Source organism: Microbacterium sp. SLBN-154, assembly GCF_006715565.1.
Taxonomy (GTDB): Bacteria; Actinomycetota; Actinomycetes; order Actinomycetales; family Microbacteriaceae; genus Microbacterium.
On the sequence record NZ_VFNL01000001.1, the window covers coordinates 16,087 to 36,101 of the forward strand.

Sequence of the window (20,015 nt, forward strand, 5' to 3'; positions counted from 1 at the left end):
TAGAGTCCGGGTGCGCCGACCGCGCGGGCGATTGACGGAGGATGACGTGAGCGAGTCGTGGCCGCTTCTGGGTGACCCGCACGAGGTGACCGGGTTCATCGAGCCGATGGTGTGGGGGCGGTCGCGCTACACCGTGCTGCGGGTGCCCCCGGCCCTCGTCGCCGCCGCCGAGGACGCGGCGACGCGGCGGGTCGCCGGGCGGCTGGAGGATGTCGCGGTGAACCTGGCGCTGACCCGCGCCCCGGTGATCGACGACACCTTCGTCTGGGCGGGTTCCTCCCTGCTGCGCCGGCTGCGCCTGGAGACCGGCGACCCTGTCACGGGGTGGCTCGCGCCGGTCGACCCCGACGACGTCCCGGTGCCCGACGACCTCGCCGAGGCTCTCGATGCCGCCGGACTGCGGGAGCGATGGGATCTGCAGCCCCCGGCCGCCCGCCGCCGTCAACTCGTGCCCGTCGACGGCGCGGGCACAGCAGCCACGCGCGCCCGTCGGATCGAGGCGCTGCTGCGCTCCCTCTGAAACGTCCGCACGCATCGCCCTCGCCGGGCAGCCGGCACTCAGCCCGGGATCGCGAGGTCCATCACGGTCCGCGCCGACGGGAGCGCCCTGTCCACCCGATCGCGCAGCGGCTCGCGTGCGTCGTCCTCGAGCCAGCCGACGAAGGCGGTCCGGTACAGGGCGAACCCGATGGCCGCGAGCAGCTCTGCGTCAGCCTCGGTGTAGCCGCGCGCGGCGATCGCCGCAGCGATCTGCGGCTGCCACGCAGCCTGTTTGGCGAGCTCGCGACCGGTGAGGGCGACGTCGGTCTTGATGATCGCGTGCCGTTCGCGCAGGCGCGTCCGCTCCGGCTCCATCCTGTCGGCCAGCGCGCCGAGCGCGTGGCGCATCAGCTCCTCGGCGCGAAACGGCGGCTCGAGCGATGCGATCGCAGCGAGCAGGAGGGGAAGCAGCTCGTCCTCCTCCGTGAACAGCACCTCCTCCTTGTCGCGGAAGTGCCGGAAGAACGTGCGCGGCGTGACGCCCGCCGCCGTGGCGATCTGCTCGACCGTCGTCGCGGCGAAGCCGCGCTCGACGAAGAGCGAGATCGCGGCGTCCACGAGTCGCTCGCGGGAATCCTCTGGCCAACGCGGCATCCGCCCACTCTACCCTTGCGTCACATTGTGACATCATCTATTCTGCCGCTATGACACAGAGTGACATCACACCCACCGTTCTGCTGACCGGACCGACCCGAGGCATCGGCCACGCCATGCTCGAGCGCCTCCTCGCCCACCCCGCGCGACCTCGCCTGGTGCTCCTTGCGCGCGATCCGCGCGCGCTCGATGAGGCCGTGGCCAGGTCGCGCGATGCGGGCGCCGATGTCCGCGGCATCCTTCTCGATCTCGCCGACCTCGACTCCGTCCGCTCGGCGCTCGAGGAGATCGCCGAGCTCATCCGCACGGGAGAGCTCCCCCCGCTCGATGCGGCGATGCTCAACGCCGGCGGGCAGTTCCTCGATCGTCGTCACACGAGCGCTCAGGGGTACGAGCTGACCTTTGCGATCAACGTGATCGCCCAGCACGCCCTGCTGCGAGGACTCCAGCCGCTCCTCGGCCCCGGGGGCCACGTCGTCCTCGCCGGCTCCTCCACCCACCGCGGCAAGCGCCGGTCTTTCGGGCTCGTCCCCGACCCCGTCTGGCAGGAGCCGGCCGAGCTCGCCCTCACCGATGACACACCCCGTGGGGGGTTCCGCATCGAACGCGAGCGGGGCGGCATCGCCTACGCGACGAGCAAGCTGGCGCTCGTCACCCTCGCGCACCCGTGGGCGGCGCGATTGGGCGCCTCGGCCCAGCGCCTCAACGTCTACGACCCCGGGCTCGTCGCGGGCACGGGTCTCGTGCGCGGCATGCCCGCCTACATGGACTGGGTGTGGCGCAACGTCATGCCGGCGATGTCGGTCCTCCCGGGGGCGACGACACCGCGAGGCACCGCCCGCCACGCCGTCGCTCTCGCCCTCGGCGACCGGCACGCCGACAGGAATGACGCCTACATCGAGATCGGTCGCGAGACCCGCGCCGAGGCGGTCACGTTCGACGCCGGGCGGCAATCACGCCTGTGGTCGTGGCTCGAGGCTGCGACCGGAGCACGGGCGGACCGCGCGCAGGTCACCCCTCGCGCTGCGGACTGACGCCGTCGCCGACGCGCGACAAGAGGTCGCCGAGCACGATGAGCTCGGCCTCGGACAGCCCCGCGAAGTGCCGACGCATCTCGGCGACCACTCCGGCCTCGAAGACGTCGACCTCGGCGCGCGCGGACGGTGAGAGCCGGATGACACGTGAGCGCGCATCGGTCGGATGCGGCGCCTGCTCGACGAGACCCGACTTCCTGAGCCCGTCGACGAGTTGTGTGACCGCGCCGGCGGTGATCCCGAGGCGCTGTGCGAGCCGGCCGGGCGTGACCGGCTCTGCCGTGTGCGACAGGAGGAACATCGCCTCGAGCTGGGAGGTCGTGAGCATCAGCGAGGCGAAGGGTCGCCGCCGGGCGTCGCCGAGCAACCGCCGCGCTGACACCACCCCTTCGAGCACTCTGCCGATCGCGGTGTCGCGGTCATCCATCCTCACGCACTCACGAACGGCATCGTCCCGACGAAGGTCCGGTCGTCTACCTGCGTCAGGAGGAAATCCGCAAGATCGTCGCGGCTGATCTGCGTGCTCGCATTCACGCCGACCCAGCCGACCCGGTACGACCCGACTCCGGGCTTCTCGGTCAGCCGCGGCCCGCGCACGACGGTCCAGTCGAGCCCGGAAGCGCGCAGCACCGCGAGGTGGCCCTCGGCATCGGCGAGCACAGAACCGGAGAGGGTCTTGAGGAGGAACCGGATGACGCGATCGGCGGCCTTCGGCCTGTCGTGCTCGTCGTCGCGCAGACCTCCGCCCGAGAGGGTGACGATGCGGCTGACACCGGCCTCACGCATGGCTTCGACGATCACGCGCGTGCCGTCGGTCTGCAGGGTGGGCGGCGAGCCCTTCACCTGACCGAACAGGCTGAGGACGACGTCGGCGCCGCGCACCGTCTCGGCGACCGCGGCGGGGTCGCGGACGTCACCGGGGACGACGGTCAGGAGCGGCGAGGTGACACGGAGCGCGTGGGGGTCGCGGACGAGAGCGCGCACGGAGTGGCCGGCGGCGAGCGCACGGTCGAGGACGCGTCGCCCCGTCTTCCCCGTGGCGCCGAAGAGGGCGATCGTGGTCATGGCTTTACTTTAGTGGCTAAAGCAGATGGCGGGCGCGGTAGCGTGTGACGCGTGACGGGTGATGTGATCCTGGCTGTCGACCTCGGGGGCACGAAGGTCGAGTCCGCTCTCGTCGTCGCCGATGGAGCAGGGGCCGGCGCCGTCGTGCCGGGTTCTCGACACCGGCTGCCCACCGGACGCGCCATCGGCCCCGAAGCGCTCACCGGCGCCATCCGGTCCGTCACCACCCGGAGCCTGCAGGCTGCGCCCGCCCGCGTCTTCGGCGCCGGCGTGGGAGCCGCGGGCCCGATCGACCTCGTCCGAGGCACGATCAGCCCGCTCAACATGCCCGCGATCCACGATTTCCCCCTGCGCGACCTGGTGGAGGACACGGCCGGCGCACCCACCACCCTGCGGCTCGACGGCACGTGCATCGCGCTGGCCGAGCACTGGCTCGGAGCGACGCGCGGCGCGACCACCTCGCTCGGCATGGTCGTCTCGACCGGCGTCGGCGGTGGGCTGATCGTCGATGGCCGCCTGCTGTCGGGAACGACGGGCAACGCCGGCCACATCGGTCAGGTCCACGTCGTCGAGCCCGCCGACCACCGCACCGACCGCGAAGGGACGACCCTGGAGGAGACCGCATCCGGTCCTGCGACCGTCGCGTGGGCCCGGCGACAGGGGTGGCGGGGCGACCGGGGCGAAGACCTCGCCGCCGCCGTGGTCGCCGGCGACCCGATCGCCGAGGCCGCCACCCGGCGCTCGGCCGAGGCGGTAGGACAGGCGATCGCGAGCGTCTCGGCGCTCCTCGACCTCGACGTGGTGGCGATCGGCGGCGGATTCTCACGCGTGCGCCCCGACTACCTCGACCTCGTCGACGCCGCGGTCATCCGGTGGACCGTGCTCCCCCGCACCCGACCGATCATGGTGCGACCGTCGGGCCTGTCGACGGACGGACCGCTCCTCGGCGCCGCGGCGCTGCGCGCCCGCGCCGACCTGCTCTGACGCCCGTCGCCCCCTCCCTCTCCGCGCGCCCGCCCGGGAACCCCGCCCTTCCCTCCTTCATCCGTCGGATATGTACGCCTGAAGGCTCTGAAGGCGTACAAATACGACGGATGAACAAGAGGTAGGCGCGGCAGGATGCGGCGAGCGCGCCGCCGCGGTGCGCGGCGGCGGGCGAGCCGACCTGGGGACGCGCGATCGTGGCGCGCAACCCGACCCCTCCGACCCTTCATCCGTCGGATATGTACGCCTTGAGGTCCCAAAGGCGTACATCCGCGACGGATGAACGGGCCGCTGCCCCGTCGCGGGGCACGACGGATGAGCGGGGCGCAGCCGCGCCGCGGGGCGCGACGTCACACGTCGTAGTCGACGACCACCCTCTCAGTGGTGGGCCGCGACTGGCAGGTGAGGATGTAGCCCGCGGCGATCTCGTCGGGCTCGAGCGCGTAGTTCTCGTCCATCGTGACCGCACCGTCGACCAGGCGCGCGCGACAGGTGCCGCACACGCCCCCCGAGCACGAGTACGGCGCATCGGGCCGCACCCGCAGTGCCGCGGCGAGGACCGTCTCGCGCGCGTGGACCGGCGAGGCGACGCTCGCGCTCTGCCCGTCGAGCCGCAGGTCGATGCGATGCACCGGCTCGTCGGCCCGCGGACGCGGGGGCGGGGCGACCGCCGATGCGGAGGAACCCTCGACGCCGGTCGTGAACAGCTCGAAGCGCACGCGGTCGCGCGGCACCCCGGCATCCGTCAGTGCCGTGCGGCACCGGTCGACCAACTCCAGCGGCCCGCACAGGAACCACTCGTCCACCGTGTCGGGGAGGACGACGTGGGAGAAGATCCCGCGGATGCGCTCGTCATCGAGGCGTCCCGACAGGAGAGGCGCCGCCCGCTCCTCCCGCGAGAAGACGTGGTGCACCGCCAGCCGGGTGGGGTAGCGGTCTTTCAGGTCGGCGAGATCGTCGAGGAACATGACGTCGGCCGAGGAACGGTTGGCGTATACGAGGGTGAATCGCGACGACGTCGATCGACCGAGCACCGCGGTGGCGAGCGCCATGATCGGGGTGATGCCCGATCCTGCGGCGATCCCGGCGACGCGGGCGCCATCGAGGTCGGCGAGCGAGGAGGTGAAGGAGCCCTGCGGACTCATCACATCGATGTGCGCGCCAGGCTGGAGGCCGGTCTGCGCCCAGGTGGAGAACCGGCCGCCGACGTCGCGCTTGATCGCCACGCTGATCGACCCAGGGGTCGGCGGCCGACACAGCGAGTACGACCGTCGCAGTTCGTCGCCGTCGAGGTGCGCACGCAGAGCGACATGCTGGCCGGGGAGGAAGGCGTACTCGTCGTCGAGCTCGGGCGGCACCAGGAAGGTCACCTCGACCGCGTCGTCGGTGAGCCGGCGCACCCCGCTCACTTCAAGGGTGTGGAAGCGGGCGCGACGGCGGGATCCCCCGCCGCGGGTATTGGCGAGGAGGGTTTCGGCGACCTCGTCGGTCGCGCGGGCGGTGCTCACGGCGAGGCTCCTCAGTGCACCTTGAAGTGGTCGAACGGCTCGCCGCACTCCTGGCACTCGTACAGTGCCTTGCACGCCGTCGACCCGAATCGCGACACCTCGCGGGTGTGCAGCGTTCCGCATCGGGGGCACGCCACGCCGAGCGTGACGGGGATCGGGCCGCGCACCGCCGCCCGACCGGCGGGCGGGGCGATGCCGTAGGCCCGCAGTTTGGTCTTGCCGTCCTCGCTCATCCAGTCGGTCGTCCATGCGGGGGCGAGCGTCAGGCGCACGTCGACGCGGGCGAAGCCCGCACCGGTGAGGGCGAGCACGACGTCGTCGCGGATGGCGTCGACCGCGGGGCATCCGGAGTAGGTCGGGGTGAGCGTCACCGTCACCGTGTCGCCGTCGACCGCGACGTCGCGGAGGATGCCGAGGTCGGCGATGGTGAGCACCGGCACCTCGGGGTCGGCGACGGCGCCGGCGATACGCCGGGCGGTGTCGAGGTCCGGCGCGGCGGTGGTCTTCGGGATGTCGCGGGCGGTCACCAGGTCGCTCCCGGGTGCGCGCGGGCGAGGACCTGCATCTCGGCGAGGATCGCGCCGAGAGCGGGGAACGGGATGCCGCGGCGGCCGCCTCCGCTCGAAGGGGCCACGTCGGGGCGGTCGAGCTCGGCCTCGGCGAACACCGCGTCGAGAACCCGGTCGACCTCGTCGCGCAGCGTCGACGGCCGCACCGCGATGCCGGCGGGCCCGTCGATCGGGGGCTCGTCACGGAAGAGCTCGCCGACGTACGGCCAGATATCCGCGACGGCCACGATCATGCGGCGTCGGGACTCGTCGGTGCCGCCGGCGAGCCGGAGTGACCACTGCACGGCGTGATCGCGGTGATACTCGACCTCCTTCACCGCCTTGGCGGCGATCGCGGCCAGCGTGGCGTCGGGAGAGGACTGCAGCGCCGAGTACAGGGCGAACTGATACGTCGACGCGATCAGCTGACGGGCGATCGTGTGCGCGAAATCACCGTTCGGTTGGCAGAAGAGCCACGCGCAGCGGAACTGGATGTCGTCGCGCCAGAACGCCAGATCGTCTTCGCTCCGTCCGTCGGCAGTGCCGGCGTAGCGGAGGAGGGAACGTGCGTGGCCGAGCTGATCGAGCGCGATGTTCGCCAGCGCCACATCCTCTTCCAGCTCGGGAGCCTTCGCGACCCACTGTATGAGCTGCTGCGAGAGGATCAGGGCGTCGTCACCGAGCCACAGGGCGTACTCGGCCACATCGCGCGTGGCCGGGACGGTGTCGCCGCCGAGCAGCTCAGCGGCGAGCTCATGCTCGATCACATCCACATGCGGATGAGGCTCGGCGTGCGGGTGCGCGTCGACGGCGGTGTGAGGATCGGTCACAGGTGCGGCACCCCCTCGGAGGCGGTGTAGTACGACGCGTGGCGGAAGTTCTTCCCTGACGACGACTCGAAGAACGCTCCCTTCGCGTCGGGGTCGCTGGTGGTGATCGCCTCGGCCGGGACCACCCAGACCGATGTGCCCTCGCCCCTGCGCGTGTAGAGGTCGCGGGCGTTCCGCAGCGCCAGTTCGGCGTCGGGCGCGTGGAGCGATCCGACGTGAACGTGGCTGAGGCCCCGCCCGGAGCGGACGAACACCTCGAACATCGGCCAGCTCTCGCGGTCGGACGATCCCGGCGTCGGCATCACGCCACCGCCCGCTCGGTGGTTGAGCGAGCGGAGCGAGACGAAACCTCCGCCCGCTTCTGCGCGTACGCCGCCGCAGCCTCGCGCACCCAGGCGCCGTCGTCATGCGCGGCCTTCCGGTGGCGCAGCCGCTCGGCGTTGAGCGGGCCCCGGCCGGCGAGCACCTCGCGGAACTCGTCCCAGTCCAGCTCGCCCGTGTGCCAGCGCTGCGCCTCCTCGTCCCACCGCAGCTCGGGATCGGGCAGGGTGACACCCAGGATCTCGGCCTGCGGCACCAGCATCCCGATGAAGCGCTGACGCAGGTCGTCATTGGAGAACCGCTTGATCTTCCACGCCATCGATTGCGCCGAGTTGGGGGAGGCGTCGTCGGGCGGTCCGAACATCATCAGCGACGGCCAGTACCAGCGGTTCACCGCCTCCTGCGCCATCTGCCGCTGCTCGGCGGTGCCCTGCATGAGGGTGAGGAGGATCTCGAACCCCTGCCGCTGGTGGAACGACTCCTCCTTGCAGATGCGCACCATCGCCCGCCCGTAGGGGCCGTACGACGCGCGGCACAGGGGCACCTGGTTGCAGATCGCCGCCCCGTCGACGAGCCAGCCGATGGCGCCCATGTCGGCCCAGGTGGGTGCGGGGTAGTTGAAGATCGAGGAGTACTTCGCTTTGCCGTCGATGAGCTGCTGGGTCATCTCGTCGCGAGTGATGCCGAGGGTCTGCGCGGCGGAGTAGAGATAGAGGCCGTGGCCCGCCTCATCCTGCACCTTGGCCAGCAGGATCGCCTTGCGCTTGAGGCTCGGAGCGCGCGTGATCCAGCCGCCCTCGGGCTGCATGCCGATGATCTCCGAATGCGCGTGCTGCGAGATCTGCCGGATGAGGGTGCGCCGGTAGGCGTCGGGCATCCAGTCCCGGGGTTCGATGCGCTGATCGGCGGCGATGAGCGCATCGAAGTGCTGCTCCTCTGCGGTGAGGTCCGTCATCGTCGACTCCTTTACAGACCGCTCGTTCAGTAATTCTAGGCCGCCGCCGTCTCGACGGCAACCAGCCGCCCACACGCCCCCCCCACCCCACACCGCTCGCCTGTCGCAATCGGCCGCACCCGACCGCACAACGTGACAGGCGAACCACCCGCGCCGCCACCCCACACCGCTCGCCTGTCGCAATCGGCTACGCCCGACCGCACAACGTGACAGGCGAGCGGATGCTACGGCCGAGCGTCAGGCGTCGTCGAGGCGCCGATCGGTGCGGCGGGCGTGCCCGCGGAACTCGGCGACCACCGCGCCTTCGGCGTCGGTCACCGTGACGTCGTAGAGCCCGGTCCTCCCCCGGGTGACGCGGTGATGCGCCTCCGCGGTGAGGACGTCACCCGGCCGCGTGGAGCGGAAGAAGACGATGTCGGCGCCGACCGACACGGTGATGGGACCGTCGGGCTCGTTGCAGGCGACGGCGAAGGCGGTGTCGGCCAGGGCGAACACGACGCCGCCGTGCGTGATGGCGAAGCCGTTCGTCATGTCGTCGCGCACCGGCATCCGGATGACCGCCCGCCCCGGCTCGTCGACGATCACCTCCATGCCGAACGCGTGGAAGGTGCGGTCCTGCTCGAGCATCCGTCTCACACCGACGCCGCCTCCTTCGCGACGAGGGTCAGCACGTCGTAGGTCGCGACGATCTCGTCGCGCTGGTTGCGGATGACCGCGTCCCACCGCACCTCGCCGTACTCGTCGGTCTCGCGCGGCGTGATCTGCTTGGCGGTGAGGATGACGCGGATCTCATCGCCGGGCGACACCGGCGTGACGAAGCGCAGGTTCTCGAGGCCGTAGTTGGCGAGCACCGGCCCCGGCGCCGGGTCGACGAACAGACCCGCGGCCCACGACACCAGCAGATATCCGTGGGCGACGCGGCCGGGGAAGAACGGGTTGGCGGCCGCTGCCTGCTCGTCCATGTGGGCGTAGAAGGTGTCGCCGGTGAACCGGGCGAAGGTCTCGATGTCGTCGAGTGCGACCTCCCGGGTCTCGGACGCCACCTGGTCGCCGATCCGCAGTTCGGCGAGCGATTTGCGGAAGGGATGCGTCCCGCCCGGCTGCGACCCGGCGCCGGCGTGCCACACCCCGGTGAGCGCGGTCAGCATCTCGGGTGAGCCCTGCACGGCGGTGCGCTGCATGTGGTGGAGAACAGCGCGGATGCCGCCGAGCTCCTCCCCGCCGCCCGCGCGGCCGGGCCCGCCGTGGACCAGGTGCGGCACGGGCGCGCCGTGCCCGGTCGAGGTGCGCGCGTTCTCGCGGCTCAGGAACAGCACGCGGCCGTTGAAGGCGGCGATCCGGGTCATGAGCTCCACCGCGACATCCGGATCGTTCGTCGCGACCGACGTCACCAGCGATCCGCCACCGCGGTCGACGAGGTCGGCCGCCTCGGCGAGGGAGGCGTAGGGGAGCACGCTCGCGACGGGCCCGAACGCCTCGATCTCGTGGACGGCCGGCGCCGTCGCATCCTCGAATCCGACGAGGATGGGCGAGACGAACGCCCCCTCGGGCGCGAGGCCGACCGAGCCGTCGGCATGCACGACCTCGGGGGCGTCGAGCGACCCGAGGAGCAGACGGCCCCCGGCATCCTGCAGCGCCCGCACCTGCCGCACCACCTCGTCGCGCTGCGCGCGCGAGACCACGGGTCCCATCGTGACGCCCGCACCGCGCGGGTCGCCGATCACGACCTTCTCGGCGATCTTCTCCCCCAGTGCGGTGACGACGGCGTCGACCGACGCCGCGGGAACGATGGCCCGGCGGATCGCGGTGCACTTCTGACCCGCCTTGGTGGTCATCTCGACCAGCAGCTGGCGGACGTACGCGTCGAACTCGGGGGTCCCGGGCGCGGCGTCGGGGCCGAGCACCGAGGCGTTGATGGAGTCGGTCTCGGCGGTGAATCGCACGCCGTCGGGGGTCTGCTCGCGCAGGCGCACCGCGGTCGTCGCGCTGCCGGTGAAGCCGACGAGGTCGCCGAGGCGCAGCGCGGCGAGGATGTCGGGGACGCCGCCGCTCACCAGCTGCAGCGATCCGGCCGGGAGGCGTCCGGTCTCGGCGAGCATGCGCACCCATGCTTCGGCGATGTAGGCGGTCGGCGAGGCGGGCTTGACCACGGTGGGGACGCCCGCGAGGAATGCCGGGGCGAATTTCTCCAGCGCGCCCCACACCGGAAAGTTGAAGGCGTTGATCTGCACCGCGACCCCCGGAAGGCGCGTGTAGACATGCCGGCCCAGGAACGATCCGTCCTTCGAGAGCGGCTCGACCGGCCCGTCGACGTAGACCTTCGCGTTCGGGAGCTCGCGGCGCCCCTTCGACGAGTACGTGAACAGCACGCCGATGCCCCCGTCGACGTCGTTGAGCGAGTCGCGGCGCGTGGATCCGGCTCGCTCGGAGAGGACATAGAGCTCGTCCTTCCGCTCCTGCAGCACCAGGGCGAACTCCTTCAGCAGCACCGCCCGCTGGTGGAAGGTCAGCGCACCGAGGCTCTCCTGCCCGACGGTGCGGGCATGCTCGAGCACCGCGGCGAGGTCGAGGCCTCGGGTGCTCAACCGCACGACCGGTTCGCCGGTCGAGGCGTCGAGGATCTCCGCGGCATCCGGATCCTCCGCCGGCGCCCACCAGCCGTCGCGGATGTAGCTGGGAAGGATGTCGGTCACGGCGTGCTCCATTCGTAGAAACCGCGCCCGGTCTTGCGGCCGAGGTGGCCCTCGGCGACCATCCGGCGCAGCAGGTCGGGCGGGGCGAAGCGGTCGCCGAGGGTGGCCTGCAGCTCCTCGGCGATGGCGAGGCGGACGTCGAGTCCGACGATGTCGGTGGTGCGGAGGGGCCCTGCGGGATGACGGTAGCCGAGCTCCATGGCCGTATCGATGTCTGCCGGGCTCGCGACGCCGGTCTCGACCATGCGCATGGCCTCGAGGGCGAGGGCGAGGCCGAGGCGGCTGGAGGCGAAGCCGGGGGCGTCACGCACGACGATCGGGGTCTTGCCGATCGCCGCCACCCACCCGCGCGCGCTCTCGACGACCGCGGGTGCGGTGGTGTCGCCGACGACGATCTCGACCAGGCGCGACGCGGGTACGGGGTTGAAGAAGTGCAGCCCCAGAAAGCGGGCGGGGTCCTCCAGCGCGCCGGCGAGCGCGGCGATGCCGATCGACGAGGTGTTGGTGGCGAGCACGGCGTCGCCCGCGACGACCGCCTCGATGCGCGCGAGCGCGTCGCGCTTGAGCATCCGGTCTTCGGGCACGGCTTCGACGACGAGACCCGCGCCCGCGAAGTCGGTCACGTCGGTGGAGAGGTGGACGGATGCCGCGAGCGCCGCCTCCGAGCGGTCGGTCGCTCCGCGGCGGATCGAATCGCCGATGCTCGCGAGGATGCGACCGCGCGCCGCCTCGGCCGCCTCGGGGTCGCGCTCGACGACCGTGACCTCCGACCCGGCGAGCACGAACGCGTGGGCGATCCCGGCCCCCATCCGTCCGCCGCCGAGCACCGCGACCCGCGGTGGCGCCGCAACGGGACCGGTCGGGACGTCGGGGCGGGGCGCTGCCTCTGCGGCATCCGTCATCGGGCTCTCCGTTCGAGGAAGGCGGTCATGCGGCGGATCTTCTCCGGGCTTTCGAACAGCTCGGCCTGCAGTTCGTTCACGAGCGGGGGCTGGTCGCGCGGCTCGGCGCGGAGCACCTGCTTCGTGTAGCGGGTGGCGAGGGGATCGTTCCGCGTGATGCGGTCGGCGAGGACGTGCGCGGCGGGGAGGAGGTCGTCAGCCGGATGGAGGGCCGACACGAGCCCCCACGACAGGGCCTCCTCGGCGTCGAGGATGCGTCCGGTGAGGAGCATCTCCGCCGCGCGTGCGTCGCCCACGATCGCGGGGAGACGCCACGTCGCACCGGCGGCGGCGATGATGCCGAGGCCGGTCTCGGGGTTGCCGATCTTCAGCGTCGGCGTCGCGATGCGCAGGTCGGCGGCGTAGGCGAGCTCGGCTCCGCCCCCGAGGGCGTAGCCGTCGAGCGCCGCGATCACGGGCATCGGCAGGGCGCGGATGCGGGTGAAGACCGCCTGGTTGATCGCCCGGCGCGCGTCGGCGGCGCGGCGGTCGCGCAGCTCGGCGATGTCGGCACCCGAGGCGAACACGCCACCCGAGCCGGCGAGGAGGAGGATGCGGGGTTCACGCTCGAGCTCGGCGCAGACTGCGTGCAGCGCGTCGACGGTGGCCTGGTCGATGGCATTGCGCACCTCGGGGCGGTCGAGGGTGACGACGCTCCGGTCGCCGGCGTGCTCGACGCGCAGGGGTGGGCGGGTCATCCGGGGCCTTCCGCTTCGTCGCGAATGTGTTGCAGACCGATCGTTCAGTAATTCTGTCAGGCGGCGGTGCCGCGTGCAACGACGGGCCGGGGTCAGGTGCCCAGGGCGCCTCCCCATTTCCGGAGCACCCGGACGAGGGCATCGCGATCAGCCGCATCGAGCGAGCCGAGGAGACGGCGCTCGTTCTCCATGTGCGCGTCGAAGGCGCGGTCGATGAGAGCGCGCCCGTCGTCCGTGAGCGCGACGACCCGGCCGCGGCCATCGACGTCGCTGCCGCGGCGGCGCACGAGCCCCGCCGACTCGAGCCGATCCAACCGCTTGGAGACGGCTCCGCTCGTGACCATCGTCTGAGCGGCGAGTTCGGTCGGATTGAGCTCTCCGGAGCGACGCAGGGTGGCCAGCACATCGAACTCGCCCTCTCCGAGCCCGAACTCGCGGTACAGGCCGATGAGCTGCTCGCGTACCGCGTCGTTGACGCGCGCGAGCCGCCCGATGACCTCGATCGGCGATGTGTCGACATGCGGTCGCGCCGCGAGCCACTGGGCCCGGATGCGATCGACGTGGTCCCCGCGTGTTTCGGACATGGGTGGATTCTATCTTCCGTGGAAGCTATGATGTCTTCCGTGGAAACTAAATGGCGATGGCTGCTCGTGACGGCGGTGGCCCCGATCAGCTGGGGCGCGACGTACTACGTGACGCGGCACTTCCTCCCGGCGGACGCCCCCCTCTGGGGCGCCGCCCTGCGGGCGCTTCCCGCGGGTCTTCTCCTCCTTCTCATCGCGCGGCGTCTGCCGCGCGGCGCCTGGTGGGGGAAGGCCGTGATCCTCGGCATCCTGAACTTCGGCGCGTTCTTCGTGCTCGTCTACCTCGCCGCGCAGCTCCTGCCCACCTCGATGGCGGCATCGGTGATGGCCCTCGCGCCCGTCGTGCTGGGGATCATCGCGTGGCCGCTCCTCGGGCAGCGACCGACAGCCGCAGCGGGCGTGGCCGTGCTCGTGGGCGTCGTCGGGGCCGTCCTGCTCATCGGCGCGGCCACCGGCGGCATCGACCCCCTCGGCGCAGCGGTGTCGCTCACCGCGCTCGTGCTGTCATCGCTGGGCGCGGTCCTCACCACCCGGTGGCGCGATGACCTTCCGCTGGTGGCCACGACGTCCTGGCAGTTGATCGCGGGCGGCGCGATCCTCCTGGCCATCGCGATCGTCGTCGAGGGACCGCCCCCGGCGGTGTCGGTGAGCAGTGCGACGGCGTACGCGGCCATCGCGATCGTCGCGACGGCGCTGGCCTTCCTCTGCTGGTTCGCAGGGCTTCGCCACCTCTCCGCCTCCACCGTCGGCACCGTCGGACTCCTGAACCCGGCCACGGGGGTGATCCTCGGAGTAGCGCTCGCGGGCGAGTCGCTCACCGCGCTGCAGATCTTCGGCCTGGTGCTGATCGGGGCGGCGATCCTCCTCACGCAGCGACGTGCTCGCCGGCCCGTCCGGCGCCCCGCGGCGGACGGGCCGGCGCTCGCTGTCCCGGCGGGCGCTGTGCGAGAGTGAGCGGGTGACGAGCGACACCGCACCCGCGGGCGCGGCCCCGCGCGGGCGACGGGGACGACCGGGGAACGATCGGGAGCAGGTCCTCGCCGTCGCCGTCGCGCTCTTCATCGAGAAGGGATACGACGCGACCTCGGTCGCCGATCTCGCCGACCGCCTGGGTGTGACCAAATCGGCGCTTTACCACCACTTCTCCTCGAAGGACGAGCTGCTCGGCCTCGCCCTCGACGACGCCCTCACCGCCCTGGAGGGCGTCTTCGACCACCCGGCGGCCGAGGCGGGCGCGCAGCTCGAGCGGGTGATCCGGGGCGCCGTCGGCGTCCTCGTGCAGAAGCTCCCCGAGGTCACGCTGCTGCTGCGCGTCCGCGGCAACAGTCCGGTCGAGCACGCGGCGCTCGAGCGCCGCCGGGCGTTCGATCACCGGGTGACCGAGGTCGTCACCCGCGCCCAGGACGAGGGGATGCTGCGCCCCGACGTCGATGCGGCCGTCGCCACCCGTCTGGTGTTCGGCATGGTCAATTCGCTCACCGAGTGGTACCGCCCGGGCGGCGCACTCGATGCCGACTCGCTGGCCGACGCGGTCCTCGCGACGGCCCTCGAGGGCCTGCGTCCCCGCCACCGACGACCCGGTCAGGGCGACGTCAGCACCGCCGCGACCGAGGGCAGGGCCTCGGGCTGAAGCCGGTAGTACGCCCATGTCCCCCGTTGCGAACGCGAGAGGAAGCCCGCGGTCGTCAACACCTTCAGGTGGTGCGACACCGTCGGCTGGGCGAGACCCAGCGGTTCGATGAGGTCGCACACGCAGGCCTCCTGATCGGGCGAGGACGCCACGATCGACAGGAGCCGGAGCCTGGCCGGATCGGCGAGCGCCTTCAGCTGCGTCGCCAGACTCTCCGCGTCGCTCCGCCCCAGCGGCTCGCGCGTGAGAGGCGCGCAGCAGACCGTGGTCGGGGTGTCGATGAGCGGCAGAGCAGTGGCCATGCATCGATGCTAATCGATATTGACAACCATCGATAGACCCTTCCATACTGAATCGACGTTCATCGATACGGAAGGTTTCGGGATGACACTCCTCGACCTCGCCCCGCGCACGCGCACGACGCCGCGCCTGGCCACCCTCCCCGTCGCCATCATCGGCGCCGGCCCGATCGGGCTCGCCGCGGCGGCCCACCTGGCGGAGCGCGGCATCGCGTTCGACGTCTACGAAGCCGGGCCCGCACCCGCATCCGGCGTTCGACTCTGGGGACACACCCGCCTGTTCTCGCCGTGGCGCCACCTCATCGACCAGGCCGCGCAGCGCCTGCTCGAACGCCGCGGCTGGGCGGCTCCCGCCGACCTCGATGTCGCACCGACCGGTCACGAACTGGCCGACCGGCTGCTGGAGCCGCTCGCCGCACTCGACGAGATCGCTCCGCACGTGCACTACGGCACCCGGGTGCTCGCCGTCACCCGCGAAGGCATGGACCGCACGCGGACCGCGGGCCGCGCCGACACCCCCTTCCTCCTGCGCCTCGACCGCGGCGGTGAGATCGTCGACCTCACCGCACGCGCGGTGATCGACGCCTCGGGCACGTACACCACCCCGAACCCGCTCGCCTCCTCGGGCCTCGACCCCCTGGGCGCGGCCGAGGTGTCCGACCGCATCCTCCACGCCCTCCCCGACGTCGCCGGCCGCGATCGCGCTCGGTTCGCCGGCCGCGACGTCACGGTCGTGGGCGCCGGGCACTCCGCGGCGAACACCCTCATCGCCCTGGCGACCCTGGCCGACGAAGAGCCCGACACCCGCGTGACGTGGCTGATCCGCAACGCCGGCGCCGTCCGCGTCACCACCTCCCCCGACGACGAGCTCACCGACCGGGCCCGTCTCGGGTCGCGGGTCGACGCGCTCGTCGACAGCGGCCGCATCCGCCGCATCGACTCGTTCGAGATCTCGCGGGTCGTCGCGCACGAGGGCGGCATCCGCCTGCTGGGGACCCGCCGCGGCGAGGCCGCCCTCCACGACACCGACCTCGTCGTCGCCGCGACCGGGTTCCGACCCGACCTCGCCATGCTCCGCGAGATCCGCCTCGACCTCGACGAGATCGTCGAAGCACCTCGACGCCTCGCCCCGCTCATCGACCCGAATGTCCACACCTGCGGCACGGTCGAGCCCCACGGATTCGCCGAGCTGCGGCATCCCGAACCCGGCTTCTTCCTCGCGGGCATGAAGTCCTACGGCCGGGCGCCGACGTTCCTCCTCGCGACCGGATACGAGCAGGTGCGCTCGATCGTGGCATGGGTCGCCGGCGACATGGCCGCGGCGACAACGGTGGCCCTCACCCTGCCGTCGACCGGCGTCTGCTCGACCGACCTCGGGGGTTCGTGCTGCTGATGATCTCGGTTCGGGCGATGACGGCGGCGGACTGGCCGCGCGTGGAGGCGATCCTCGCCGAGGGCATCGCCGAGGGCGAGGCCACCTTCGAGAGCACGGTTCCCTCGTGGGAGCAGTTCGACGGCGGCAAGGTCGCGCATCCCCGCCTCGTCGCAGAACGGGACGGAAGGGTGGTCGGGTGGGTGGCCGCGTCGCGCGTCTCCGCGCGCGAGGTGTATCGGGGCGTCATCGAGCACTCGGTGTACGTCGACTCCGCGGCCCGGGGGTTCGGAATCGGCATCGCTCTGCTCGAGGAGTTCCTGGATGCCGCCGACCAGGCCGGGTTCTGGACGGTGCAGTCGAGCATCTTCCCCGAGAACGTCGCCAGCCTGCGTCTGCACGAGCGCGCCGGGTTCCGGATCGTCGGTACCCGTGAGCGGATCGCGCGGTCGACGAACGGTCCGCACGCCGGCCAGTGGCGGTCGACGGTGTTCCTCGAGCGCCGCTCGCGCCGCAACGGCCGCTGAACGTCTCTCGCGACCTCGCAGCCGCCTCCCCCGTCGCCGCTCGTCGGCGCATAGACTGCCGTCTATGAGTGCGGGGAAGGATGACGCGGGACTGGCCCTGCTGGCCGACCCGACCCGCGCCCGGATCCTGCGGATGATGCGCGACAGCGCCGACGGGCGCGTCCTCGTCGGGCGCCTGGCCGAGGCGCTGCGCCTGCGCCAGCCCACGGTCAGCCACCACATGGCCGCCCTCCACGCCGAGGGCATCGTCCGCCGGGAGAAGGACGGCAGGCGGGTCTGGTACTCCCTCGACCCGGCGCACGAGGAACGCGTGAGCGCCCTCCTGGGCCCGGCGCCGGACGCGTCGGGCGAGGCCGACCTGTCCCGCGTCATCGACGACCTGACGGCCCGCTATCGCGGGGTGTTCAGTCCCGAGACCGTGACCCGCTACGTCACCGACAGCCACCGTATGCTCACCGCGGCGGGGCGGCCGGCGCTCGAAGCCTCCCGCACGGCCGCGTTCGCGGCATCCCGGCTCGACGATCTGACCCGCATCGAGGGCCGTGCACCCGACCGACCCTCCGTCCTGTTCGTGTGTGTGCAAAACGCCGGTCGTTCGCAGATCGCGGCCGGAATCCTCCGCCAGCTCGCCGGCGACCGGGTCGTCGTCCGGACGGCGGGATCCGCCCCCGCCGCAGATGTGCGCTCCTCGATCGTCCACGCCCTCGATGAGATCGGGGTGCCGCTCGGCGGTGAGTTCCCGAAGCCCCTGAGCGACGAGGCGGTACGGGCCGCGGACTGGGTGATCACGATGGGATGCGGCGACGCCTGCCCGGTCTACCCCGGGCGCCGTTACCTCGACTGGGAGATCGAAGATCCGGTCGGCAAGCCCGCCGCCACCGTCCGACGCATCCGGGACGACATCGAGTCCCGTGTGCGCGGCCTGCTCTCCGAGCTGCCGGTGACCGCGGCCTAGGCAATTGATAGATGCTGGTCTATGCTTTTCTCAACCACGAGAAAGGGAGGACCGGATGTCCGACAAGCCCACCGTCCTGTTCGTCTGCGTCCACAACGCCGGAAGGTCGCAGATGGCGGCCGGATTCCTCCGCGAGCTGGGGGGCGATCGCGTCGAGGTGCTCTCCGCCGGGTCCGCACCTAAGGACCAGATCAACCCCGTCGCCGTCGAGGCGATGGCCGAAGAGGGCATCGACATCGCCGGGCAGCAGCCGAAGGTGCTCACCGTCGAGGCCGTGAAGGAGTCCGACGTCGTCATCACGATGGGCTGCGGCGACGCGTGCCCGATCTTCCCCGGCAAGCGCTACGAGGACTGGGAGCTCGAAGACCCGGCCGGTCAGGGCATCGACGCCGTCCGTCGCATCCGCGACGACATCCGCGGCCGGATCGAGAACCTGCTCTCCGAACTCACTCCTGCAAGCGCGTCATGAGCGTCGCATCCGGGATGAACGGGCTGCTGTCCAACGAAGCGGTCCTCCACCGCGCCGCACAGCGCCTCGCGCAGAGCTTCACCGGCATGGTGAACGAAGAGACCGTCGAACGCGTGGTGTTCGAGTCGTACGCGGCGCTCGCACGGACTGCGACGGTGTCCAGCCACCTCCCGAGCGTCACGGAGAAGTTCGCCCGCGACCGGCTGACGGCGCTCGCGCAGTCGAAGGGCCTCATCGCGAAGCCCGTTCCGGAGATCCTGTACGTCTGCGTGCAGAACTCCGGACGATCGCAGATGGCGGCGGCGCTCACCCGCCACCTGGCCGGCGAACGTGTGCACGTGCGGTCGGCAGGCTCTCAGCCGGCCGCCGAGATCAACGCGCAGGTCGTCACCGTGCTGGCCGAGATCGGCGTCGAGGTCGGCGACGAATTCCCCAAGCCCCTGACGGACGACGTCGTGCGCGCCGCCGACGCCGTCGTCACGATGGGCTGCGGCGACGCCTGCCCCCTGTACCCGGGCAAACGGTACCTCGACTGGCAGCTCGCCGACCCGGCCGACCTCGACCTGGACGACGTCCGCCGGGTGCGCGACGATGTCCGCGCGCACGTCGAGCAGCTGCTCGGCGAGCTCGTTCCCGGTCTCGCGGCGACCCCGTCGTGACCACCGAACTGCCCGACACCGCACCCGGTCCCGCTCCGACGGTCGACGGCGTGCGCCCTGCCGTAGGGCGGCGCGCGCTGGCCGAGTTCCTCGGCACGGGACTGCTGGTCGCCGTCGTCGTCGGCTCAGGCATCGCGGCGCAGCGGCTCTCGGATGACGTCGGGCTCCAGCTGCTGGAGAACTCCTTCGCCACCGCGCTCGGCCTCGGCGTCCTCATCCTGCTGTTCGCACCGGTCTCGGGCGCGCACTTCAACCCTGTGGTCTCGCTCACCGACGCCCTCCTCGGCCGCGCGGACCGCTCCGGGCTGAGCCCCCGCACACTCGGCGTGTACCTGGTGGCTCAGGCGGCCGGCGGAATCGGGGGCGCGATCCTGGCGAACGCGATGTTCGACGTCCAGACGTCGATCTCCACCACCGACCGAGCCACCCCGGCGACCCTCCTCGCAGAGGTCGTCGCGACGGCAGGGCTGGTGATGCTCATCGCAGGCCTCACCAGGACGCAACGGACCATCCCCGTGATCGCCACCTCGGTCGGTGCGTACATCGGTGCGGCGTACTGGTTCACCAGCTCGACCTCCTTCGCCAATCCGGCGGTCACCCTCGGGCGCATCTTCACCGATACGTTCGCAGGCATCGCACCGGTGTCGGCGATGTGGTTCGCCGGCGCCCAGCTCGTGGGTGCGATCGTGGCGATGGGCCTCATCGCCCTGCTCTTCCCCGCCGAACCCCGGGGCGCAACGGCATCGCACACGCGGTGATCCACCCCCGCACGGGCGACCGCGCGCACGGCGACCGACGTTGCGCCGATC

At 71.8% G+C, this 20,015-nt stretch carries 25 protein-coding genes; 11 read left to right on the plus strand and 14 right to left on the minus strand.

Annotated elements, in window-relative coordinates; translation table 11 throughout:
* The first annotated feature begins 46 nt into the window (after positions 1–46).
* Positions 47–520, plus strand: a complete 474-nt coding sequence (locus FBY40_RS00095) for a YdeI/OmpD-associated family protein (protein WP_141935340.1) — start codon at positions 47–49, stop codon at positions 518–520.
* A gap of 38 nt (positions 521–558) precedes the next feature.
* On the opposite strand, the gene FBY40_RS00100 is transcribed toward FBY40_RS00095, so the two are convergent.
* A complete protein-coding gene (locus FBY40_RS00100) occupies positions 559–1,134 on the minus strand; it encodes a TetR family transcriptional regulator (RefSeq protein WP_141935341.1) in 576 nt (191 codons plus the stop codon).
* 50 nt (positions 1,135–1,184) lie between these two features.
* Here FBY40_RS00100 and FBY40_RS00105 point away from each other — a divergent pair, with 50 nt between their 5' ends.
* Positions 1,185–2,168, plus strand: a complete 984-nt coding sequence (locus tag FBY40_RS00105; RefSeq protein ID WP_141935342.1) for an SDR family NAD(P)-dependent oxidoreductase — start codon at positions 1,185–1,187, stop codon at positions 2,166–2,168.
* On the opposite strand, the gene FBY40_RS00110 is transcribed toward FBY40_RS00105, so the two are convergent.
* Together FBY40_RS00110 and FBY40_RS00115 are read right to left on the minus strand one after the other, a co-directional pair.
* Complete coding sequence (locus FBY40_RS00110) at positions 2,146–2,595, minus strand: MarR family winged helix-turn-helix transcriptional regulator (protein ID WP_141935343.1); 450 nt, start codon at positions 2,593–2,595, stop codon at positions 2,146–2,148. The genes FBY40_RS00105 and FBY40_RS00110 overlap by 23 nt on opposite strands.
* Before the next feature lie 2 nt (positions 2,596–2,597).
* Positions 2,598–3,233, minus strand: a complete 636-nt coding sequence (locus FBY40_RS00115) for an NAD(P)-dependent oxidoreductase (protein WP_141935344.1) — start codon at positions 3,231–3,233, stop codon at positions 2,598–2,600.
* A gap of 51 nt (positions 3,234–3,284) precedes the next feature.
* Between FBY40_RS00115 and FBY40_RS00120 the strand changes: the two genes are divergently transcribed.
* Positions 3,285–4,217: an ROK family protein gene (locus FBY40_RS00120; protein ID WP_141935345.1), complete on the plus strand. Its 933-nt coding sequence runs from the start codon at positions 3,285–3,287 to the stop codon at positions 4,215–4,217.
* A gap of 350 nt (positions 4,218–4,567) precedes the next feature.
* Here FBY40_RS00120 and paaE read toward each other — a convergent pair whose 3' ends face one another.
* The 10 genes from paaE to FBY40_RS00170 all read right to left on the minus strand — a co-directional run bounded on the left by paaE (position 4,568) and on the right by FBY40_RS00170 (position 13,295).
* Positions 4,568–5,725 (minus strand): 1,2-phenylacetyl-CoA epoxidase subunit PaaE, encoded by a 1,158-nt coding sequence (gene paaE / locus FBY40_RS00125; protein ID WP_235014382.1) that lies wholly within the window; start codon positions 5,723–5,725, stop codon positions 4,568–4,570.
* An 11-nt stretch (positions 5,726–5,736) separates the two neighbouring features.
* Positions 5,737–6,252 (minus strand): 1,2-phenylacetyl-CoA epoxidase subunit PaaD, encoded by a 516-nt coding sequence (paaD, locus tag FBY40_RS00130; protein WP_235014385.1) that lies wholly within the window; start codon positions 6,250–6,252, stop codon positions 5,737–5,739.
* The gene (paaC, locus tag FBY40_RS00135; RefSeq protein WP_141935347.1) at positions 6,249–7,103 is read right to left on the minus strand and encodes a 1,2-phenylacetyl-CoA epoxidase subunit PaaC; all 855 of its coding nucleotides are present in this window, start codon (positions 7,101–7,103) and stop codon (positions 6,249–6,251) included. Before paaC ends, paaD begins: the two co-directional genes overlap by 4 nt.
* Positions 7,100–7,405: a 1,2-phenylacetyl-CoA epoxidase subunit PaaB gene (gene paaB / locus FBY40_RS00140; RefSeq protein ID WP_141935348.1), complete on the minus strand. Its 306-nt coding sequence runs from the start codon at positions 7,403–7,405 to the stop codon at positions 7,100–7,102. The genes paaC and paaB overlap by 4 nt, the downstream gene beginning before the upstream one ends.
* Positions 7,405–8,379 carry a 1,2-phenylacetyl-CoA epoxidase subunit PaaA gene (paaA, locus tag FBY40_RS00145; protein WP_141935349.1) on the minus strand — a complete coding sequence of 325 codons (975 nt, stop codon included), beginning with the start codon at positions 8,377–8,379 and terminating at the stop codon, positions 7,405–7,407. The genes paaB and paaA overlap by 1 nt, the downstream gene beginning before the upstream one ends.
* A 237-nt stretch (positions 8,380–8,616) precedes the next feature.
* Entirely contained in the window at positions 8,617–9,006 is a 390-nt protein-coding gene (paaI, locus tag FBY40_RS00150) for a hydroxyphenylacetyl-CoA thioesterase PaaI (protein ID WP_141939942.1), read from the minus strand.
* 5 nt (positions 9,007–9,011) lie between these two features.
* Positions 9,012–11,084, minus strand: coding sequence for a phenylacetic acid degradation bifunctional protein PaaZ (gene paaZ, locus FBY40_RS00155; protein ID WP_141935350.1), 2,073 nt, complete (start codon positions 11,082–11,084; stop codon positions 9,012–9,014).
* Positions 11,069–11,974: a 3-hydroxyacyl-CoA dehydrogenase family protein gene (locus tag FBY40_RS00160; RefSeq protein ID WP_141935351.1), complete on the minus strand. Its 906-nt coding sequence runs from the start codon at positions 11,972–11,974 to the stop codon at positions 11,069–11,071. Before FBY40_RS00160 ends, paaZ begins: the two co-directional genes overlap by 16 nt.
* Positions 11,971–12,711: an enoyl-CoA hydratase/isomerase family protein gene (locus FBY40_RS00165; RefSeq protein ID WP_141935353.1), complete on the minus strand. Its 741-nt coding sequence runs from the start codon at positions 12,709–12,711 to the stop codon at positions 11,971–11,973. Before FBY40_RS00165 ends, FBY40_RS00160 begins: the two co-directional genes overlap by 4 nt.
* 92 nt (positions 12,712–12,803) lie before the next feature.
* Positions 12,804–13,295 carry a MarR family winged helix-turn-helix transcriptional regulator gene (locus tag FBY40_RS00170; RefSeq protein WP_141935355.1) on the minus strand — a complete coding sequence of 164 codons (492 nt, stop codon included), beginning with the start codon at positions 13,293–13,295 and terminating at the stop codon, positions 12,804–12,806.
* A 30-nt stretch (positions 13,296–13,325) separates the two neighbouring features.
* On the opposite strand from FBY40_RS00170, the gene FBY40_RS00175 reads away from it, so the two are divergent.
* Positions 13,326–14,249 (plus strand): DMT family transporter, encoded by a 924-nt coding sequence (locus FBY40_RS00175; protein ID WP_141935357.1) that lies wholly within the window; start codon positions 13,326–13,328, stop codon positions 14,247–14,249.
* A 4-nt stretch (positions 14,250–14,253) separates the two neighbouring features.
* On the plus strand, positions 14,254–14,925 hold the full coding sequence (locus FBY40_RS00180) for a TetR/AcrR family transcriptional regulator (protein ID WP_141935359.1): 672 nt from the start codon (positions 14,254–14,256) through the stop codon (positions 14,923–14,925).
* On the opposite strand, the gene FBY40_RS00185 is transcribed toward FBY40_RS00180, so the two are convergent.
* Entirely contained in the window at positions 14,877–15,227 is a 351-nt protein-coding gene (locus FBY40_RS00185; RefSeq protein ID WP_141935360.1) for an ArsR/SmtB family transcription factor, read from the minus strand. The genes FBY40_RS00180 and FBY40_RS00185 overlap by 49 nt on opposite strands.
* Positions 15,228–15,309: 82 nt before the next feature.
* On the opposite strand from FBY40_RS00185, the gene FBY40_RS00190 reads away from it, so the two are divergent.
* The 6 genes from FBY40_RS00190 (at position 15,310) to FBY40_RS00215 (ending at position 19,964) form a co-directional block, all read left to right on the plus strand.
* The gene (locus FBY40_RS00190; protein WP_141935362.1) at positions 15,310–16,617 is read left to right on the plus strand and encodes an NAD(P)-binding domain-containing protein; all 1,308 of its coding nucleotides are present in this window, start codon (positions 15,310–15,312) and stop codon (positions 16,615–16,617) included.
* A gap of 17 nt (positions 16,618–16,634) precedes the next feature.
* Positions 16,635–17,123, plus strand: a complete 489-nt coding sequence (locus FBY40_RS00195) for a GNAT family N-acetyltransferase (protein WP_235014392.1) — start codon at positions 16,635–16,637, stop codon at positions 17,121–17,123.
* 64 nt (positions 17,124–17,187) lie between these two features.
* Complete coding sequence (locus FBY40_RS00200; protein ID WP_141935365.1) at positions 17,188–18,078, plus strand: metalloregulator ArsR/SmtB family transcription factor; 891 nt, start codon at positions 17,188–17,190, stop codon at positions 18,076–18,078.
* Positions 18,079–18,133: 55 nt separating this feature from the next.
* On the plus strand, positions 18,134–18,547 hold the full coding sequence (locus FBY40_RS00205; protein ID WP_141935367.1) for an arsenate reductase ArsC: 414 nt from the start codon (positions 18,134–18,136) through the stop codon (positions 18,545–18,547).
* Positions 18,544–19,206: an arsenate reductase/protein-tyrosine-phosphatase family protein gene (locus FBY40_RS00210; RefSeq protein WP_141935369.1), complete on the plus strand. Its 663-nt coding sequence runs from the start codon at positions 18,544–18,546 to the stop codon at positions 19,204–19,206. Before FBY40_RS00205 ends, FBY40_RS00210 begins: the two co-directional genes overlap by 4 nt.
* Before the next feature lie 50 nt (positions 19,207–19,256).
* Positions 19,257–19,964 carry an aquaporin gene (locus FBY40_RS00215; RefSeq protein ID WP_200830015.1) on the plus strand — a complete coding sequence of 236 codons (708 nt, stop codon included), beginning with the start codon at positions 19,257–19,259 and terminating at the stop codon, positions 19,962–19,964.
* Positions 19,965–20,015: the final 51 nt, after the last annotated feature.

Excerpts from the sequence above, each read along its gene's own strand:
- FBY40_RS00190 (WP_141935362.1), top strand. The coding sequence starts at position 15,310 with ATGACACTCCTCGACCTCGCCCCGCGCACGCGCACGACGCCGCGCCTG.
- FBY40_RS00160 (WP_141935351.1), bottom strand. The coding sequence starts at position 11,974 with ATGACGGATGCCGCAGAGGCAGCGCCCCGCCCCGACGTCCCGACCGGT.
- paaZ (WP_141935350.1), bottom strand. The coding sequence starts at position 11,084 with ATGGAGCACGCCGTGACCGACATCCTTCCCAGCTACATCCGCGACGGC.
- FBY40_RS00185 (WP_141935360.1), bottom strand. The coding sequence starts at position 15,227 with ATGGCCACTGCTCTGCCGCTCATCGACACCCCGACCACGGTCTGCTGC.
- FBY40_RS00210 (WP_141935369.1), top strand. The coding sequence starts at position 18,544 with ATGAGCGTCGCATCCGGGATGAACGGGCTGCTGTCCAACGAAGCGGTC.
- FBY40_RS00110 (WP_141935343.1), bottom strand. The coding sequence starts at position 2,595 with ATGGATGACCGCGACACCGCGATCGGCAGAGTGCTCGAAGGGGTGGTG.
- FBY40_RS00105 (WP_141935342.1), top strand. The coding sequence starts at position 1,185 with ATGACACAGAGTGACATCACACCCACCGTTCTGCTGACCGGACCGACC.
- FBY40_RS00205 (WP_141935367.1), top strand. The coding sequence starts at position 18,134 with ATGTCCGACAAGCCCACCGTCCTGTTCGTCTGCGTCCACAACGCCGGA.
- FBY40_RS00195 (WP_235014392.1), top strand. The coding sequence starts at position 16,635 with ATGACGGCGGCGGACTGGCCGCGCGTGGAGGCGATCCTCGCCGAGGGC.
- paaB (WP_141935348.1), bottom strand. The coding sequence starts at position 7,405 with ATGCCGACGCCGGGATCGTCCGACCGCGAGAGCTGGCCGATGTTCGAG.
- FBY40_RS00100 (WP_141935341.1), bottom strand. The coding sequence starts at position 1,134 with ATGCCGCGTTGGCCAGAGGATTCCCGCGAGCGACTCGTGGACGCCGCG.
- FBY40_RS00200 (WP_141935365.1), top strand. The coding sequence starts at position 17,188 with ATGAGTGCGGGGAAGGATGACGCGGGACTGGCCCTGCTGGCCGACCCG.
- FBY40_RS00175 (WP_141935357.1), top strand. The coding sequence starts at position 13,326 with ATGTCTTCCGTGGAAACTAAATGGCGATGGCTGCTCGTGACGGCGGTG.
- FBY40_RS00165 (WP_141935353.1), bottom strand. The coding sequence starts at position 12,711 with ATGACCCGCCCACCCCTGCGCGTCGAGCACGCCGGCGACCGGAGCGTC.
- FBY40_RS00170 (WP_141935355.1), bottom strand. The coding sequence starts at position 13,295 with ATGTCCGAAACACGCGGGGACCACGTCGATCGCATCCGGGCCCAGTGG.
- paaA (WP_141935349.1), bottom strand. The coding sequence starts at position 8,379 with ATGACGGACCTCACCGCAGAGGAGCAGCACTTCGATGCGCTCATCGCC.
- paaI (WP_141939942.1), bottom strand. The coding sequence starts at position 9,006 with ATGCTCGAGCAGGACCGCACCTTCCACGCGTTCGGCATGGAGGTGATC.
- FBY40_RS00115 (WP_141935344.1), bottom strand. The coding sequence starts at position 3,233 with ATGACCACGATCGCCCTCTTCGGCGCCACGGGGAAGACGGGGCGACGC.